The organism is Pseudomonas sp. TWP3-1 (assembly GCF_049896625.1).
In the GTDB taxonomy this organism is placed as follows: Bacteria; Pseudomonadota; Gammaproteobacteria; order Pseudomonadales; family Pseudomonadaceae; genus Aquipseudomonas.
In genome coordinates this window covers 13,463-31,429 of record NZ_JAFCUQ010000017.1, presented here as the reverse complement: position 1 = coordinate 31,429, position 17,967 = coordinate 13,463, and the positions used below count along the sequence as shown (strand labels likewise).

Sequence of the window (17,967 nt, the reverse complement as noted above, 5' to 3'; positions counted from 1 at the left end):
AAGCCGTGCCCCGCCCTGAAGAGACTTTCAGGGCGGATTTTGAATCACTGGCCCGGCGCCTTGGCGTTGAACAGCAACAACACGTTACCGTCGTAATCCCCGGCTTTGTAGCCGCCCAGCGGTTTGATCGGGTTGATTTCCAGCAGCACCCGAGTACCCACAGCAGCGTCGGCGCGGGACACCACTTCGCGCGGAACAGTGTCCTGCCCCAGCACCACACCGTTGAATTTGACGTGCAGCAAGATCTCCTCGCCCGGCTTGCCGTTGGACAACATCGCGGTGCGATCCAGGCGTGCTTCGATGGCGCTGGAGTCGTGGCGTACGTCGAAGTATTTGCGCAGCCCGCCCATGGTTCCCGACGGATAATCCCAGTCGAGGCGCTGTGGGCGATGGATCCAGTCGGCCTCTGCCGGAATCACATAAAACGGCCGGCTGGGAATGGTCAGCGTGACCTCGAAATTGAGTTCCTCGCGGGCTGCCCAACTCGGCTCCCCGGTCAGAGCGGTGAAAGCCATCAGTGCGGCGACTGCGCATTGCTTGTTCATCATCGATACCTGGCGCGTCATGGGCAGCGGCCTTAGCGGCGCGCCACCTTGAGGTCTTTTTTACTGTCGCCTTCAATCAGCTTGAAGCGATACTCACGGCCCGCTTCTTTATCGAAGGCGAAGGTTTTACCGGCCATGACGTGGTGCTTGGTGGTTGCGCCACAGTCGGTTTCTTTGGTCAATGAACAGCTCTTGAACTCGTCGATCACCAGCACCGTGTTGCCGTTGTTGCGGATTTCGTAGCGCTCTTGCGTGTCGCTGATGGCCGTGTCGAAACGCGCATCCCTGGGCCGTACAAAAAAAATGGTGCCGAAGCCGGTCATCACGTTGACCCCGGCCGACAGCGATTTCTTGTACTCCTCACGGTCCTCCTGAGAGACCACGAATTCGTCTTCCTTCTCCGGCACTACCGGCACGAAGCGCACCCGAAAATAGCGTTCGCGGTCACGCTCGCCCATGTACAGCAAGCGCGTGCCCTGCATGCCCTGCGCCGGCACGATCAGCCGGGCAGGACTGGCCATGACGCCATTGCGCGAAGCACCGTCGGCAGCGTTTTGCACCGGGATTTCCTGGGCTTTGCCGTCGGCGTCGTAGACGATCTCCAGCACGTTGATTTTGACGAACGCGGTGCTGTCGCCGCTATTGAAGACGCGTTTGAGATAGGTGCTCTTGTCACCGTCGAGATAGTCGTACACCGTGCCGACATTGATCTGCGGCCCGGCATTGGCCGCCATGCAAAACACTCCGGACAGCACCAGCAAACACGCACGTGTCATGGTCTTCAACCTCGTAAAAAAGAAACAATGATCCAGCCCGGAGATTCAGACTTCCGAATCGAAAATGATCGTGACGTTGCCCCACAGCGTGCCGTTCATGCCGGGTTTGAGCAGCGACTCAATCCACCGCGAGGGCATCTGAAAACGCAAAGTGCCCGGTTTGCGATCGACGTAACGCGAGGGTTCGAACGGCCCGATCCAAAGATTGTGATTCAGCGTGCCGGACCAACCGTCAGCATTACCGGGGCCGACAATGCCTTTGGGCACAGTGAGCCGAACCTGAAACTTGGAAAAACCCACCTGATTGTTGCCGATATCGCATTCGTTACCGCCGTGCGAACTGCAGAGCATCATCACCTTGAAGCGCGAAGACGCCGACAGGTAGAACAATTGGTCGCGGTAGATCTCGGTCGGCATGCGCCCACCGTCGATCCAGCGTTGCCAGCCGCCTACTGGCTCCATCGCGACTTTGTCGCCACCGGGTGGCAGGTCGACTTTCAGGGTGTGCTGCACGTCGAGCACGAAGTCCAGGGTCAGGTTGCCGTCGTCCGGCACCATCATCGAGCCCATCTGAAAATCGCCATTGGGCCCGATGGTGTAAGAGATCGAGCCGGTGTACAGCCCGGAGGACATGCTCAGCGGATTCGGGGTGCGTAATTCATAGGCAAAGTCGATGCCGTCGAACGACATCCTCGGGATTCGATAGGCCGCCATTTTGGAACACGAGGTTTCCATCGGAGTTTTCCAGAAAAACCGGTAGGTGTAGTCGGTGACATAGCCGACACCGCTGTACCGACATGGCGCGGGCGCATAGTTCCACCTGTCGTTAGTCCAGAGCTTTTGATGTGCTTCGACATTGTCCGACGCCCCTCCAACCAGAATGGCGGCCTTCTGGCTCAGAACATATTTGGACCCGATACCCGTGATGCGTACCTCTACGGTCTCTTCTTCACGGGTGTCCTGATTGATCACGGTCAATCGCCGCCAATTCGCCGGCACCTTCAACGCCACAGTCTCATCGGACGTACCCGGGACGATCTCGCGGCTGGAATCGAAGCGCGTCGGTAACTGAATGCTGAACATGCCGAGGCTGGTGCACTCAGCCGGATTGATCGTGCAATAGCCGCTATTGGGCGTCTGGTTGACGAATACGTTCTTGTTCGGTTGCGAGGGATCCGGCTGAAAACGAGCGCGGATCTCCTGATTGAAAGCCTGCGCCGCCGGCATGCTCAGTAGCGCAAACAAGCCCAGACAAAAGCTCAACTTCTTCATGCTCAACCCGCCTTCTGATCGGTAAAGGTCGCATCCGCCAGGGTGTCCGGCGTGCAGCGCAGATCCCCGATCATCAACACATTGTTTTCGCTGCGGTGCTGATTCGCGTCGAGGCGGAACTGGCACAGCAAACGGTTATCCTGGCGCACCTCGAGGGTCGGCGAGCCGGCGTTCATTTCCATCGAGAAGAAGCCGTCGACCTCGGTCACCCCGCGACTGGCGTGATTGATCACGTGGTGGCCTTTGAGCGGCTGGCCCTGCTCGTTGACCAGCCGACCGAGCACGGTCAGGGTTTTCATCACGCGGATCTTGCGATAATCGACGCCGCCCTTGTTCAGGTGATAGCGCGTACGCGCCGGTTCGATGGTGGCCGCCGGTACGTGGTTGCCCTCGAAATCGAAGCTCACCGAGCTGTTCTGATACGCGGTGATCGGGATGAAATTGCGCCCCGGTTTCAACGCGGCGGTGCCACCGCTGAAGTCGTCGGCGCGCAGGGCGATGCCGTCGATATCCGACTCGACATCAACGATCATCCCGGCGCCGCGCATCTCGTACTGGCTGGTCATGAGCATCTGCTGGCCGCCGACCACCAGCGTGGTGTCGACGTTGAGGCCACCGGTGAGATTTCCGTTATAGGACGAACGCTGGACGAAGCCGTCGCCATTGATCGCGTCGGTGCGAAAGTTCGCCAGGCTGGACATGCCCAGGCCATAGGTGTCGGTCAATGCCGTCACCGAGACGTTTTGCAGGACGTGATCCTTGAAATCCTTGCGCCAGCCGAGCGAAGCATTGTTGTCGCGACCGCCATCACGATCGGTACGCGAGCCGATGCTGCCGGTGAGTTGCTGGCCGGGGGCGCCCAACGCGAGGTTGATGCTCAGATCGACCCCGCGATTGCGTGCATCGCCACTGCTGTAACTGCCCGGCCGGTCGAACAGCGACAGACGCCAGTTGGCGTCGCTGCCGAATAATTGCGTGCGTTGGGTCCAGCCCAGATCGACGCCCATACCTTCAACATTGCCCTCGCTGTGCGAGACCCGGGCGTTGAGCGAATTCTTGCTGTTGATCCGGTGATTGAGCGCCAGCGATGAATTGCTGGTTTCGCCGATGAACACATTGCGCTGACGGATCCGTGTGCCGTCGGGCAGGGTTTCATATTGGTCGGTGGTGTCGAGCCAGCTGCGGTTGTGGCTGATCACCAGACTGCCGGAACCGTAGTTGTACAGGCTCTGCAGATCCAGCCCGGTGCCGTGATCCTCGGTTTGGTAAACGTTGGCATACAGGCTGATTTGGTTGGCCAGCGTCCAGTCGATAGAGGTGCCGTATTGCAGCTTTTCGCGAATCTGCCGCGCCGATAATCCGAGGATTACTCGCGGGTGCATCAGGTAATTCAGTGACGCGCCAGCGGTGGCGCTGCCGCTGGCCTGCTGATCCCAGTTGCTCAGCAGTTTCTGTTCTTCGCCAGCGAACAGGTTGTAGCGCCAGCGTTCGTCGAGGTTGCGCCAGTTGTTGGGCTTGTACACCAGCTCCTGGGTCGAGGAAGTGATCTGGCCGTCCTCGATCAAACGCACTTCGACTTCATAGATGCCGCCGGGCAACGGGCGGGTGTCGAGGGTCTGCAAACCGGCGGGTACTGACTGGGTATTGATCAACAGCCCATCGCGCCAGATCTCCACCGAGCCCTGGCGGTTGGACGTGACATAGATGGGATAAACGCTGGGCATCGCGTTGTTGATCGCCAGACTGTCGGAGCTGCCGTACATCACGCCGACGGCGGTGTCGGGGCTGGTGCCGAACGTGCGCGGCTGGCGCGTCAGCCCTTCGGAATTGGGTGTGAAATAGCCCAGACGCAAGAAATTGCCTTGCAGTTCGCGCTGGGTATAAAGCTCATGGATGGCGTGGTAGAGCTTGTCGTCCGGGCCGCCGAGACGGGCCATCTGCATGTTGAAGGTCTGGCTCCAGTTGCCGAGGCTGCCGCTGGCTTCGAGACCGAAGCGCCCGCCCAGATCCTGATCCTGACCGCCATTCAGATTGAGTTGATTGCGCACCATCAGGCCGCTGCTGCCGCCAATCGGCTGGTCGTGGTAACGCTTGATTTCGAGGTCGCGTTCGGCGTTCTCGGTCAGAATCGAAAGCAGTGAGTTTTGCAGGTTGTAATGCACCGCCAATACCTGATCCGGGCATGCACCGCTGCACGCTCCGAGCGGCACGCCGGGCTTGAGATAGGCCGCCCATTTTTCACGCTCGGCGGGGGTGTAGCGGTTCTCACTGGTGTCGGTAAATTCGAGCAGGGTGACGCGATCATCACGGGACAAAACCACCATGGCTTCACCCAGCATTTGCTGGTCGAGTTCGACCCGCACGGCCAGCGGCACGTCGAAGAAGTGCTCCTCGAAATCCGCCGGCAAACCTTTGGCCTGCGCCAACAGACTGCGCGGTGTGGTGCCGGCGGGTTCGGAAGCTGCCGCTGCGCTGGCACAAAACAACAGCGCAAGCGCAGCCGCGATGGATGTCATCGGGAACATGAACTCTTACTCTGATTTACAAACACGTTGAAATCCGGCGGAACAGACGGGGAAGATATGTTCCGCCGGGGAACGCCACTTGTTTAAGTTGGCGTTTAACGCCTGATCAATCGATCAAGGTGTCACGGCATCAAAGATCATTGCCACCGAACCGGTGTAATCGCCCGGTTTAAAAGAACTGCCCAGCGCCTTGATGTTCAAAGGTGCGCGGTAGTTCACATCGGAGTCGGCCTCATCCACCACCAGTTTCGGTGTCAGGTCCAGTACCTTGTTGTTGAACGAAACTTGCAGGTCGATGGATTCAGAACCCGCGATCAGTTTCGGCAGGCTTTCCAGGCTGGCGTGAACCGAACCATTGTTATTGCGCACATCGAAGAAGCCGTTGACTTCGCGCAGCTTGCCAGTGGTCGGCTGAAAGCTCATGTCCTGGTCCTTGTTGACCAGATCCGGGTCGGTCGGCACTACGTAGAAACCGTCGGTAGGTACGTGCGCGACGAGGCTGATGGAGTGACGGGCTTCACCGGCAGCGAAGACCATGGACGAACTCAGAGCCAGAACAGCCAGGGACGCAGTGATTGCAGTTTTCTTGAACATCGGTCAGTACCTGTGTGCTTTTTTTGGGATCGAAACATTGAAGTTCAAGTAACGCTTGCCGATACCGGCCGAGATACTCGCAAGTTCAACGCCGGGGCATGATCGACTGTTCTCTTCGGAATGTAAGCAGGCAACTTCCCACGAAGTTGTAGTTCAACAGCCTCGCGACTGGAAAGAAAAAACACTGAAAACCGAGAATATCAAAATACGACTGTAATACTTGGACTACGCACAGTTTTCGCTAAAAAACATTACACCAATCCGAACTTTGCCAACCGGCACTTTCATTACTTTTTAGAATATAAACTCAATATTAATAGAGTCATAGCTTTAACTTTCCGGTTATTTTAAATCCATCAAATAAAACTTATGCCGCGAGGATTGCCGTGGGCCAGAGCTCGGCGGCCGCTCGTCGGCTGTCCGGCAAAAACGCCTTGCACAACGCAAAAGATATATCTTAAGTTGTATCTAAACACGACGAGAGAAGACAGAAAATGAGAGACCATCATTCCCCCCACAGAGAGCACGGCGATGGCCGCGACGGCTTTGAAAAGCGCCCGGGCCGCGAGCGCGGCGGTCGCGGTCCACGGGTATTCGCCCCCGGTGATCTGAAATTGCTGCTGCTGGCGCTGATCGCCGAACAGCCGTGCCACGGCTACGACCTGATCCGCCAGATCGAAGGCATGTTCGACGGTGCCTACAGCCCCAGCCCCGGCGTGATCTACCCGACCCTGACCTTTCTGGAAGAAAGCGAAATGATCTCGGGCGACGCCGAGGGCGGCAAAAAACGCTATGCCGTGACTGACGCCGGTCGCCAGTCCCTCAGCGAACAAGCCGTGGCCCTCGACGGCGTACGCATGCGCATCGATGTGAGCAAGCGCTCATTGCGCGGCCACGACCGGCCGCCGGAAATCCACGAAGCGGTGCACAACTTGCGCCACGCCTTGCAGATGCACCATGGACGCTGGAGCGCCGAAGAAATCCTGCGCGTGCGTGACCTGCTCAACGACACCGCCAAAGCCATCGTCGACGGCCCCGCCGTACAACCTGCCCCGGAGCAAGCCGAATGACCGCAGTCGATACACAATCCATTCACCGTGTGATGCACGAAATCAAACGCCGTCGGCTCGAAGTATTGCGCGTGGTCGATCTGACCCCGCGCATGCGCCGCATCACTTTGGGCGGGCCTGAGTTGGCCGGATTCATCAGCCTCGGCACTGACGATCACGTCAAACTGCTGTTTCCGCAGAACGCCGAACAAAGCGCTGCACTGGAGAATCTGGTGCTCGGCGCTGGCAAGACTGACGCGCCAATGCCCGAGATGCGCGACTACACCCCGCGCCGCTATGACCTCGACACACTTGAGCTGGATATCGATTTCGTTCTGCACGGCGATGGCCCTGCTTCGACCTGGGCGGAACAGGCCAAACCCGGGCAGTTCCTGCACATCGGCGGGCCGCGCGGTTCGATGATCGTCCCGGACATCTTCGACAGCTATCTGCTGATCGGCGACGAAACCGCCCTGCCCGCCATCGCGCGCCGTCTCGAAGGTCTGGCGTCCAATCGCAAGGCGCTGGTGGTAATCGAAGTGGCGAATGGCGGTGAGCAGCAAGTGCTGGAGAGTGCGGCGCAGGTCAATGTGATCTGGGTGCTGCGCGATGGTGGCAAGGACAACTTGCTGGCCACTGTGAAGCAGTTGCAGGTGCCCAAGGGCAATCTGTATGCGTGGGTCGCGACCGAGAGCAAAGTCTCGCGGCAGATCCGCCGGGTGCTGCTGGATGAGCATGGCCTGGACGAGCAATTCGTCAAAGCCGCAGGCTACTGGCGCGCTGAGGGTTCTGAAGAAGAGTAACTGCGCACATTTGTGGCGAGGGAGCTTGCTCCCGCTGGGCTGCGCAGCAGCCCCTGATCCTGCCGACTCGTTATGTCAGGTAAACGCAATCGCTGGGTTTACGACTGCTGCGCAGCCGAGCGGGAGCAAGCTCCCTCGCCACAGGGGCTGACTTTGTTCAGTCTGGATGCCAGCGGTCGAGGCCGATGACGATCAGTGCAATCAGCACAAACCCCACCAATATCCCCCCGGCATTGATAAACACCTGTGGATAACCCAACTGCGCCACGTCTATGAACGGATACGCATACGCCCCGAGCAAATGCCCGCGCAGCAGCGCATAGGCGAAGTACACCAGCGGATAGATCAGCCACAGCGGCAGATGCTTCAGGCGCAACGTGCCTTTCGGAACACAAAACCACCAATATGTCAGGAACAGCAGCGGCATCACGTCATGCAGCAATTCGTCGGCGATAAACTGCCAGCCTTCCGGGTGCCACAAATGTCGCAGCAAAACGCTGTACGCAACGCCGACCACGGTGATGCTCACGGCAATCCCGCTACTCACCCATGGCTGCAAAAACCAGCGCCGCGCAGCCGAATCTCGATCCGTCACTGCACAAGTCAGCACCACCGCCACCAGCGTGTTGGTCAACACCGTGAAGTAGCTGAAAAAACTCACCAGCCCGCCCAGCAGACTGGCGTCGACACTCAATCGAGCGAAAAAAATCAGATACAGCTGAATGCTCAGCCCCGCCCAACCAAGCGTGGCGGCCGAGGTAATCAGACGTCGCCGCAATACGGCGGTCATCTCAGAGCGGGCGCTTGGTGCGCATCAGCTTCACGTACAGACGCTCGACCTTCTCCCGCGCCCACGGGGTCTTGCGCAAAAAGGTCAGGCTCGACTTGATGCTCGGATCGCTCTTGAAGCAACGGATGTCGACACGCTCGGCCAGCCCCGACCATTCGTAGTGGGTCACGAGTGCATTGAGGATCTGTTCGAGGGTTACGCCGTGCAGCGGATCGGGGTTGTGGTCGTTCATGCCAGGCCTTTGGGCGAATTGAAACTGCAGAAGCCGCGCACCTTAGCCGAGGGCATCGGCAGGTGGAAGGCCTAGCGTTAAATGTAGGTCAACCGACGAAGATCGCAGCCTTGCGCGGGACCCGCAATGCGCTGTATTGCCGCACTGTTACAGAATCCGAAAGGCTGCATGTCTGCAAAAGCGCTTTGTCTTTTTGTTACAGATCATTATCCTGCCGGCCTTCTGCTGAATCGCTTCATTGCCTGCGACAAATCGTAGCGGCCAGCCCATCCCCAAAAAAAGATCAAGAAAGACCTATTTATGCCCGATTTTCCGCTTTTCCGAGACAGCGCTATCTTAACCCTGCGCGTGATCGGCGGCTGCACCGCCCTTGGCCTCGCCACGTGCGCGCAAGCCGCCCCGGCCTTCGACAGTGAATCACCGTGGATGCTCGGTGACTGGAACGGCACGCGCAGCGAACTCTCGGCAAAAGGCATCGACTTCAAACTCGATTACACCGGCGAAATGGGCAGCAATTTGCACGGCGGCTATGACCACGACCGCACGGCGCGTTACAGCGATCAATGGGGTCTGGGCACGCATCTGGACCTGCAAAAACTCCTCGGCTGGAGCGATGCAGAGTTTCAACTGACCGTGACCAAACGCAGCGGCAACAACATCAGCAACGACCGCATCAATGACCCGCGCGTCGGTGGCTTCACCTCGGCCCAGGAAGTCTGGGGCCGTGGCCAGACCACGCGCCTGACGCAGATGTGGTATCAGCAGAAATTCTTCGACCAGAAGCTCGACATCAAAGTCGGCCGTTTTGGCGAAGGCGAAGACTTCAATACCTTCCCGTGCGATTTCCAGAACCTTGCATTCTGCGGCTCGCAGGTCGGCAACTGGGTCGGCGGCATCTGGTACAACTGGCCGGTCAGCCAATGGGCAATGCGCGTCAAATATCACCTGACGCCGGAGCTGTACGCACAGGTCGGCGCGTATGAGCAGAACCCGTCGAACCTCGATCGCGGCAACGGCTTCAAGCTCAGCGGCAGCGGCACCCAGGGCGCAATTCTGCCGATCGAGCTGGTGTGGACGCCGAAACTCAACGGCCTGCCGGGCGAATACCGCGCCGGCTACTACTACAGCAATGCCAAGGCAAGCGACGCCTATAAAGACCGCAACGGTCAGCCGGCGGCCCTGAGCGGCGAAGCCTACCGCAGCGCTTCGAGCAAGCACGGCGTGTGGCTCGGCGTGCAGCAGCAGATCACCAGCGTTGCCAGCGATAACTCGCGTGGTTTGAGCGTGTTCGCCAACGGCACGATGCACGACAAGAAGACCAACGCCATCGACAACTACGTGCAGGCCGGTATCACCTACAAAGGCCCGTTCGATGCCCGCACCAAAGACGACATCGGCTTCGCCCTGGCCCGCGTGCACGTCAACCCGGCCTTCCGCAAAAACGCCGAAGCGACCAATCAGGCCCGCGCTGTTTACGACTACGACGATCCCTCGTTCCTGCCGCCGCAAGACACCGAATACAGCGCCGAACTCTATTACGGCGTGCACGTCACCAATTGGCTGACGGTGCGCCCGAACCTGCAATACATCCGCCATCCGGGTGGCGTGGACAAAGTCGATGACGCGCTGATCGGCGGGATCAAGATCCAGTCTTCGTTCTAAAGATTTCGTTAGCTACACAAGTTTTATCTGAACCATGCCCGCGCCGGATCGTCATCTACAGTGACTACAGCGCGGGACTACTTGAAACGTCACGGAGAACCACACTATGAGCACTGAAGGTGCTTCGAGTCGAAGCCGTCTTCTGCCGAACCTGCTCGGCATTCTGCTTCTGCTAATGGGCCTGGCCATGCTGGCCGGGGGGATCAAGCTGAGCATGCTCGGCGGCTCGCTGTATTACCTGCTGGCCGGTATCGGCATTGCGCTGACCGGCATTCTGTTGCTGATGCGCCGTCGTGCCGCGCTGGGCCTGTACGCCGTGGTGCTGTTCGCCAGCACCGTGTGGGCCTTGTGGGAAGTGGGTCTGGATTGGTGGCAACTGGTGCCGCGTCTGGCCCTGTGGTTCGCCCTCGGTGTGGTCATGCTGCTGCCGTGGTTCCGCCGTCCGCTGCTGACCAATGGCCCTGCGCCAATGGGCACCGGCGCTTTGAGCGTGGCTGTGGTTCTGGCCGGCGCCACTGCACTGGCAAGTCAGTTCACCCATCCGGGTGAAACCTTTGGCGAGTTGGGTCGCGACACCGCCGACACCACCAGCGCCGCGCCGCAAATGCCTGATGGCGACTGGCAGGCCTATGGCCGCACCGAATTCGGTGACCGCTACTCGCCGCTGAAGCAGATCACCCCGGCCAACGTCGGCAAACTGCAAGAAGCCTGGCGCATCCAGACCGGCGACCTGCCGACGGCCGATGATCCGGTCGAGCTGACCAACGAAAACACCCCGCTCAAAGCCAACGGCATGCTCTACGCCTGCACGGCTCACAGCAAAGTGCTGGCGCTGGATCCGGACACCGGCAAAGAACTGTGGCGCTTCGACCCACAGATCAAGAGCCCGGTCGGCTTCAAAGGCTTCGCTCACATGACCTGCCGTGGCGTGTCGTACTACGACGAAGCCGCTTACGCGAAAACTGAAAACGCAGCGTCCGCCGTGATCTCCGAGGCTGGCAAAGGCGTCGCTCAAGCTTGCCCGCGTCGTCTGTACCTGCCGACCGCCGATGCACGCCTGATCGCCCTGAACGCCGACACCGGCAAAATCTGCGAAGGCTTCGGCACCAACGGTGTGGTTGACCTGACTCAGGGCATCGGCCCGTTCACCCCGGGTGGCTACTACTCCACCTCGCCAGCCGCGATCACTCGTGATCTGGTGATCATGGGCGGCCACGTTACCGATAACGAATCGACTAACGAGCCGTCCGGCGTGATCCGCGCCTACGACGTGCGCGACGGTCATCTGGTATGGAACTGGGACAGCAACAACCCGGACGCCACCGAGCCTTTGGCCCCGGGCCAGACCTACAGCCGCAACTCGGCGAACATGTGGTCGCTGGCCAGCGTCGATGAAAAACTCGGCATGGTTTATCTGCCACTCGGCAACCAGACCCCAGACCAGTGGGGCGCTGACCGCACCCCGGGCGCCGAGAAATTCAGCGCCGGCCTGGTCGCGCTGGACCTCGCGACCGGTAAAGTGCGCTGGAACTACCAGTTCACCCACCACGACCTGTGGGACATGGACGTCGGTAGCCAGCCAACCCTGCTGGACATGAAAACTGCCGACGGCATCAAACCTGCGCTGATCGCTCCGACCAAACAGGGCAGCCTGTATGTTCTCGACCGTCGTGACGGCACGCCGATCATTCCAATCAAGGAAATCCCGGTTCCGCAAGGCGCCGTGAAAGGCGACCGCACCGCACCGACCCAGGCCCGTTCGGACCTCAACCTGCTGGCCCCGGAACTGACCGAAAAAGCCATGTGGGGCGCGAGCCCGTTCGACCAGATGATGTGCCGCATCCAGTTCAAGGAACTGCGCTACGAAGGTCAGTACACCCCTCCTTCGGAACAGGGCAGCCTGATCTATCCGGGTAACGTCGGCGTCTTCAACTGGGGCGGCGTGTCGGTCGATCCGGTTCGCCAGATACTGTTCACCAGCCCGAACTACATGGCCTTCGTCTCGAAAATGGTGCCGCGCGAAAAAGTCGCCGCCGGCAGCAAACGCGAAAGCGAAACCGCTGGCGTGCAACCCAACACCGGCGCGCCTTACGCGGTGATCATGCACCCGTTCATGTCGCCAATCGGCGTACCGTGCCAGGCCCCGGCCTGGGGCTACGTTGCCGGTATCGACCTGACCACCGGCAAAGTCGTGTGGAAACGCAAAAACGGCACCACCCGCGACAGCTCGCCAATCCCGATCGGCATGAACCTTGGTGTGCCAAGCATGGGCGGCTCGATCGTGACTGCCGGCGGCGTCGGCTTCCTCAGCGGCACGCTCGACCAATACCTGCGCGCCTACGACGTCAACAACGGCAAAGAGCTGTGGAAAGCTCGCCTGCCGGCTGGCGGCCAGGCAACCCCGATGACCTACACCGGCAAAGACGGCAAGCAATACGTGCTGCTCGTAGTCGGCGGTCACGGCTCGCTGGGCACCAAGATGGGTGATTATGTGATTGCGTACAAACTGCCGGAATAAGCTTTAGCGGCGGTAAAAGGAAGGCGACGCCCGCGAGGGTGTCGCCTTTTTTTGTGCTCGATGGTTTTTACACGGGGTGTTTATGTCCTACAGATTAGGGCGTTTGGTGGGAATGTTTCCGACAACCCGCGTCGGTTGTCGCTCGGAAATGCGCTGGGTAGGCTTTGGGGCGTCGCTGCAAATTCAGCGAACGGGCTTGGTCGTCCGGGTTTAGAATGGCGCACTTTATAAGCTTGCTTATGGCGAGCTGTGCGTGGGAGGGCTAACGGCCCTGCCGGGTATCCATTCCCTGGTCGACCAACCTGCGTACGGTTCGCCACCCTACTGCTTGGTCGCAGTGAGCGGCGAACTCCACATCCCGAATGGAGTTCCATCATGAAAAAGCCAACACCGAACCCACCTGAAACCGACGACACCTCGCCCTACGAATCGGCCGATTCAAAGAAATTCCACGACGCCGCCGAACGCGCCCTCGACCACCACTTCAACCCCATCCCAAAAAAATGCCCTGGCCGGCAACCGAGCCAGATGTTTCAGATCGCCCAAGGTATGGACGACGAGAGCCTGTTAGCGCATGCGTGTGAATCGTTGGCTACGGCGAGCGTGATGGCCAGCGATGTTGCGGCCTACGTTGACTCGCCGCAGCGGCATCGGATTCTGGGGATACAGCAAGTGATCATGCTGGCGGAACTGGCGGTGAATCGGGTGTTGGATAATGTCGAGGTTGGTCGGCCTGTGAGGCAGTAGCTGAAATGGTTTGGGGTTGAGGCTGGTACTCAAACACCTTCCAGAGCGGCCCTCACCCTAGCCCTCTCCCAAGGGGAGAGGGGACTGACCGAGGTGTTTGGACAAGGTACGCCGACGTGAGATACCGAGGTGAACGCAGATTTTGAACAGCCCCAAAATGGACTCCCTCTCCCTCGGGAGAGGGCTGGGGTGAGGGGCGAATCCAACACAAAACCCAAAGCCAATCACCACAACCAACAACATCCATCGCCCACCAGCGGCAAAGCCGCCCCACTCAACAGGATGAGCGCAAGCTCGGCTGCAGCTCTTGATCTTGATCCACAGGTCCCGTCGGCAGGCTGAGTGGAGGGGTTCATCCGGGGGGAACATCGAGAGGAGGTGCAGCGCAGCAAACCGGAGGCGATGCCCCGGATGAACCCCGGAGCGAAGGAACCCCGAGCCCCAGCGAGCGGGCCGAACGTTGGGACAAGCCTTTTTTTGCTTACTTTTTTGAGGCGTTTGTCAAAAAAGTGAGTCGCCGTAAGGGCGAAACCCTAAGCAGCCACAACCACAGCAACGGATATGCCCCCAAATCCCTGTCCAAACCCTGAACAAACAAGCAGAAACACACACCCCCATTGAAACCACCCAAACCCTGCCCCATCTAACACCCATATCCAATTGCGCAGGTGCCCCATGAGCGACCAGCAAGAATTCCCCGATAACCCCGCCGACTACACCGAAACCACAGACGACCACATCGAACACCACCCCACTGGCAAAGGCCTGGCCCTCCCCGGCCAGAACCTGCCGGACAAGGTCTACGTCATCCCGATCCACAACCGCCCGTTCTTCCCGGCCCAAGTCCTGCCGGTCATCGTCAACGAAGAACCGTGGGCCGAAACCCTCGAACTGGTGAGCAAATCCGAACACCACTCCCTGGCCCTGTTCTTTATGGACACGCCCCAGGAAGACCCGCGCCACTTCGACACCGGCGCATTGCCCGAGTACGGCACGCTAGTCAAGGTGCACCACGCCAGCCGCGAAAACGGCAAACTGCAATTCGTCGCCCAGGGCCTGAGCCGTGTGCGCATCAAGACCTGGCTCAAACACCATCGCCCGCCGTATCTGGTTGAAGTCGAATACCCGCACCAGCCGACCGAGCCGACCGATGAGGTCAAGGCCTACGGCATGGCGCTGATCAACGCGATCAAGGAACTGCTGCCGCTCAACCCGCTGTACAGCGAAGAACTGAAGAACTACCTCAACCGCTTCAGCCCGAACGATCCGTCGCCGCTGACCGACTTCGCCGCCGCCCTGACCTCCGCCACCGGCCCCGAGCTGCAAGACGTGCTCGACTGCGTGCCGATGCTCAAGCGCATGGAAAAAGTCCTGCCGATGCTGCGCAAGGAAGTCGAAGTCGCGCGTCTGCAAAAAGAAATTTCCGCCGAAGTGAACCGCAAGATCGGCGAGCATCAGCGTGAGTTCTTCCTGAAGGAACAGCTCAAAGTCATTCAGCAAGAACTCGGCCTGACCAAGGACGACCGCAGCGCGGACATCGAACAGTTCCAGCAGCGTCTTGAAGGCAAAGTCCTGCCTGCGCAGGTAAAGAAACGCCTCGACGAAGAAACGCACAAGCTGTCGATCCTCGAAACCGGATCGCCAGAGTACGCGGTCACCCGCAACTACCTCGACTGGGCCACCTCGGTGCCGTGGGGCGTGTACGGCGAGGACAAACTCGACCTCAAGCACGCGCGCAAGGTGCTCGACAAACACCACGCCGGCCTCGACGACATCAAGGATCGCATCCTCGAATTCCTCGCAGTCGGTGCTTATAAAGGTGAGATCAGCGGCTCCATCGTGCTGCTGGTCGGCCCGCCGGGCGTGGGTAAAACCAGCGTCGGCAAATCGATTGCCGAATCCCTCGGCCGGCCGTTCTACCGTTTCAGCCTCGGCGGCATGCGCGACGAAGCCGAGATCAAGGGCCATCGCCGCACCTACATCGGCGCGCAGCCGGGCAAACTGGTGCAGGCGTTGAAAGACGTCGAAGTGATGAACCCGGTGATCATGCTCGACGAGATCGACAAGATGGGCCAGAGCTACCAGGGCGACCCGGCCTCGGCGCTGCTCGAGACGCTGGACCCGGAACAGAACGTCGAATTCCTCGACCACTACCTCGACCTGCGCATGGACTTGTCGAAAGTCCTGTTCGTCTGCACCGCCAACACCCTCGATTCGATCCCCGGCCCGTTGCTCGACCGGATGGAAGTGATTCGCCTGTCGGGCTACATCACCGAAGAAAAAGTCGCCATCGCCAAGCGTCACCTGTGGCCAAAACAGCTGGAAAAGGCCGGCGTATCGAAAGGCAGCCTGAGCATCAGCGACAGCGCCTTGAAAGCTTTGATCGACGGTTATGCGCGTGAAGCCGGGGTGCGTCAGCTGGAAAAACAGCTGGGCAAACTGGTGCGCAAAGCCGTAGTGAAACTGATCGACGAGCCGAAAGCGGTGATCAAGATCGCGCCGAAAGACCTCGAAGCGTCCCTCGGTCATCCGGTGTTCCGCAACGAGCAAGTGTTGTCCGGCACCGGTGTGATCACCGGTCTGGCCTGGACCAGCATGGGCGGCGCAACCTTGCCGATCGAAGCCACACGGATTCATACGTTGAACCGTGGTTTCAAACTCACCGGGCAACTCGGTGATGTGATGAAAGAATCGGCGGAGATCGCCTACAGCTACGTCAGCTCGCATCTGAAGTCATTTGGCGGCGATCCGAAGTTCTTCGACGAAGCCTTCGTCCACCTGCACGTGCCGGAAGGCGCAACCCCGAAAGACGGCCCAAGCGCCGGCGTGACCATGGCCAGTGCCCTGCTCTCGCTTGCGCGTAATCAGGCGCCGAAAAAAGGTGTGGCAATGACTGGCGAACTGACGCTGACCGGGCATGTACTGCCAATTGGCGGGGTGCGCGAGAAGGTGATCGCGGCGCGGCGGCAGAAAATATTCGAGCTGATTTTGCCGGAGCCGAATCGGGGTAACTTCGAGGAACTGCCGGAGTATCTGAAGGAAGGTATTACCGTGCACTTCGCGAAGAAGTTTTCGGATGTGGCGAAGGTGCTGTTCTGACATTGATGTAGTGCACTCACTACCGCTATCGCTGGCAAGTCGAATCGTCGCACCGCAGCTCCCACAGTGGTCGAGGTGTTCACGAAACCTGTGTTCACCACAAAACCCTGTGGGAGCTGGCTTGCCAGCGATGGCGTCAGTTGCAACACCACCCACTCCCGCACTGTCACACTTCGTCTCATCTTCAGTTATGCTCGCCGTTCGTCGTGAACGCCCGGAGCCGCTGACCCTATGTCCCCCACTCGCCTGTTTGTCCCGCTGTCCCTCGCCCTGCTGGCCGCCTGCGCCACGCAACCGAAAACCAACGTGACCGTGGAAAAACAAAGCGAATGCCCGGTGAAACTCACCAACGGGCAAAACCTGATCATTACCCTGCCGAGCAATCCTACCACTGGTTATCGCTGGGCCATTCAAGACTCGGCCGGCGGTGTTTTGCGCGCGCTCAGCCCCGAGGTTTACACCAACCCGGAAGATGCAGGCGTGGTCGGTGCGGCGGGATTGTCCACTTGGCGTTTCCAGGCTTTCGCCCCCGGCACCGGGCGCCTGCGCCTGACCTCGCAACAGCCATGGGCACCGGAAGTGCTGCCGGTGGAAACCTTTGACTGCGCAATCTCGGTGAACTGAGCGTGGGCTGGCTGATCCTGGCGCTGATGGGCGCGGTGACTTTCCTCTATGGCTTGAGCACCCACGCGGCGCTGCTCTGCCTGTTGGTCAAACCGTTGCCAGTGCTGGCGATGCTCGGCTGGCTGCACGATGCACCGCCAAGTGATTACCGCCGCTGGATCAGCCTCGGTCTGATTTTTTCGCTACTCGGTGATGTGTTGCTGGCGTGGCCGGGGGATTTGTTTGTGTTTGGCCTTGGTGCGTTTCTGGTTGCGCATCTGGCGTACCTCAAGGCTTACCTCAGCGACTGCAAACGTCTGGCGCTGTTGCCGCTGATTCTCGCCCTCGGTGTAGGCGCCGTGCTGCTGGGGATTCTGATTTCCAACGGCCTTGGGCCGCTGCTGGTGCCAGTGATCATCTACGGCACAGCCATCAGCGCCATGCTCTGGCGCGCCCTCGCGCGTCTCGGCACTGATGTGCCGAAGCGTTCGGCGTTGCTCGCGGGGGGCGGTGCGCTGGCTTTCGTGTTTTCCGACAGCGTGATCGGCATCGACCGCTTCGCCGCCCCGTTCAACGCAGCGCCGTACGTCATCATCCTCAGCTACTGGCTGGGCCAGTGGGGCATCACCGCCTCCGCGTTCTCCCAAAACAATCGCTAACCCCTGTGGCGAGGGGATTCATCCCCGTCGGGTGGCGAAGCCGCCCCAAAATCTGCAATAGCGGTGAATCAGGCCTACCGCATGCGAAGATTC

Annotated in this window: 15 protein-coding genes; 8 read left to right on the top strand and 7 right to left on the bottom strand. The window is 59.7% G+C overall.

All coding sequences use genetic code 11. From position 1 onward, the window contains the following. Positions 1-44: 44 nt before the first annotated feature. The 5 genes from ACP7BN_RS21235 to ACP7BN_RS21215 all read right to left on the bottom strand — a co-directional run bounded on the left by ACP7BN_RS21235 (position 45) and on the right by ACP7BN_RS21215 (position 5,712). Complete coding sequence (locus tag ACP7BN_RS21235; protein WP_426205955.1) at positions 45-566, bottom strand: CS1 type fimbrial major subunit; 522 nt, start codon at positions 564-566, stop codon at positions 45-47. Positions 567-577: 11 nt separating this feature from the next. Then, a complete protein-coding gene (locus tag ACP7BN_RS21230) occupies positions 578-1,321 on the bottom strand; it encodes a molecular chaperone (protein WP_420650603.1) in 744 nt (247 codons plus the stop codon). 45 nt (positions 1,322-1,366) lie between these two features. Then, positions 1,367-2,593, bottom strand: a complete 1,227-nt coding sequence (locus tag ACP7BN_RS21225) for a hypothetical protein (protein ID WP_426205954.1) — start codon at positions 2,591-2,593, stop codon at positions 1,367-1,369. Positions 2,594-2,595: 2 nt separating this feature from the next. After that, positions 2,596-5,118 (bottom strand): CS1-pili formation C-terminal domain-containing protein, encoded by a 2,523-nt coding sequence (locus ACP7BN_RS21220; protein WP_426205953.1) that lies wholly within the window; start codon positions 5,116-5,118, stop codon positions 2,596-2,598. A gap of 114 nt (positions 5,119-5,232) precedes the next feature. Then, positions 5,233-5,712, bottom strand: coding sequence for a CS1 type fimbrial major subunit (locus tag ACP7BN_RS21215; protein WP_426205952.1), 480 nt, complete (start codon positions 5,710-5,712; stop codon positions 5,233-5,235). A 494-nt stretch (positions 5,713-6,206) separates the two neighbouring features. Between ACP7BN_RS21215 and ACP7BN_RS21210 the strand changes: the two genes are divergently transcribed. After that, positions 6,207-6,782, top strand: a complete 576-nt coding sequence (locus ACP7BN_RS21210) for a PadR family transcriptional regulator (RefSeq protein WP_420650599.1) — start codon at positions 6,207-6,209, stop codon at positions 6,780-6,782. Beyond that, entirely contained in the window at positions 6,779-7,564 is a 786-nt protein-coding gene (locus ACP7BN_RS21205; protein ID WP_426205951.1) for a siderophore-interacting protein, read from the top strand. Before ACP7BN_RS21210 ends, ACP7BN_RS21205 begins: the two co-directional genes overlap by 4 nt. 157 nt (positions 7,565-7,721) lie before the next feature. Here the strand turns inward: ACP7BN_RS21205 and ACP7BN_RS21200 are convergent, their stop codons facing one another. Both ACP7BN_RS21200 and ACP7BN_RS21195 read right to left on the bottom strand, forming a co-directional pair. Continuing rightward, positions 7,722-8,354, bottom strand: a complete 633-nt coding sequence (locus tag ACP7BN_RS21200) for a Pr6Pr family membrane protein (RefSeq protein ID WP_426205950.1) — start codon at positions 8,352-8,354, stop codon at positions 7,722-7,724. Position 8,355: 1 nt separating this feature from the next. Next, the gene (locus ACP7BN_RS21195; RefSeq protein ID WP_420650596.1) at positions 8,356-8,586 is read right to left on the bottom strand and encodes a VF530 family DNA-binding protein; all 231 of its coding nucleotides are present in this window, start codon (positions 8,584-8,586) and stop codon (positions 8,356-8,358) included. 300 nt (positions 8,587-8,886) lie between these two features. Between ACP7BN_RS21195 and ACP7BN_RS21190 the strand changes: the two genes are divergently transcribed. The 6 genes from ACP7BN_RS21190 (at position 8,887) to ACP7BN_RS21165 (ending at position 17,874) form a co-directional block, all read left to right on the top strand. Beyond that, the gene (locus tag ACP7BN_RS21190; RefSeq protein ID WP_426205949.1) at positions 8,887-10,248 is read left to right on the top strand and encodes a carbohydrate porin; all 1,362 of its coding nucleotides are present in this window, start codon (positions 8,887-8,889) and stop codon (positions 10,246-10,248) included. A 106-nt stretch (positions 10,249-10,354) separates the two neighbouring features. Then, entirely contained in the window at positions 10,355-12,766 is a 2,412-nt protein-coding gene (locus ACP7BN_RS21185; protein ID WP_426205948.1) for a glucose/quinate/shikimate family membrane-bound PQQ-dependent dehydrogenase, read from the top strand. Between the two features lie 375 nt (positions 12,767-13,141). Beyond that, entirely contained in the window at positions 13,142-13,513 is a 372-nt protein-coding gene (locus ACP7BN_RS21180) for a DUF6124 family protein (RefSeq protein ID WP_426205947.1), read from the top strand. A gap of 675 nt (positions 13,514-14,188) precedes the next feature. Next, entirely contained in the window at positions 14,189-16,612 is a 2,424-nt protein-coding gene (gene lon / locus ACP7BN_RS21175; protein WP_426205946.1) for an endopeptidase La, read from the top strand. 231 nt (positions 16,613-16,843) lie between these two features. After that, entirely contained in the window at positions 16,844-17,236 is a 393-nt protein-coding gene (locus ACP7BN_RS21170; protein WP_426205945.1) for a protease inhibitor I42 family protein, read from the top strand. A 2-nt stretch (positions 17,237-17,238) separates the two neighbouring features. Next, positions 17,239-17,874, top strand: a complete 636-nt coding sequence (locus ACP7BN_RS21165) for a lysoplasmalogenase (protein WP_426205944.1) — start codon at positions 17,239-17,241, stop codon at positions 17,872-17,874. Positions 17,875-17,967 lie beyond the last annotated feature (93 nt).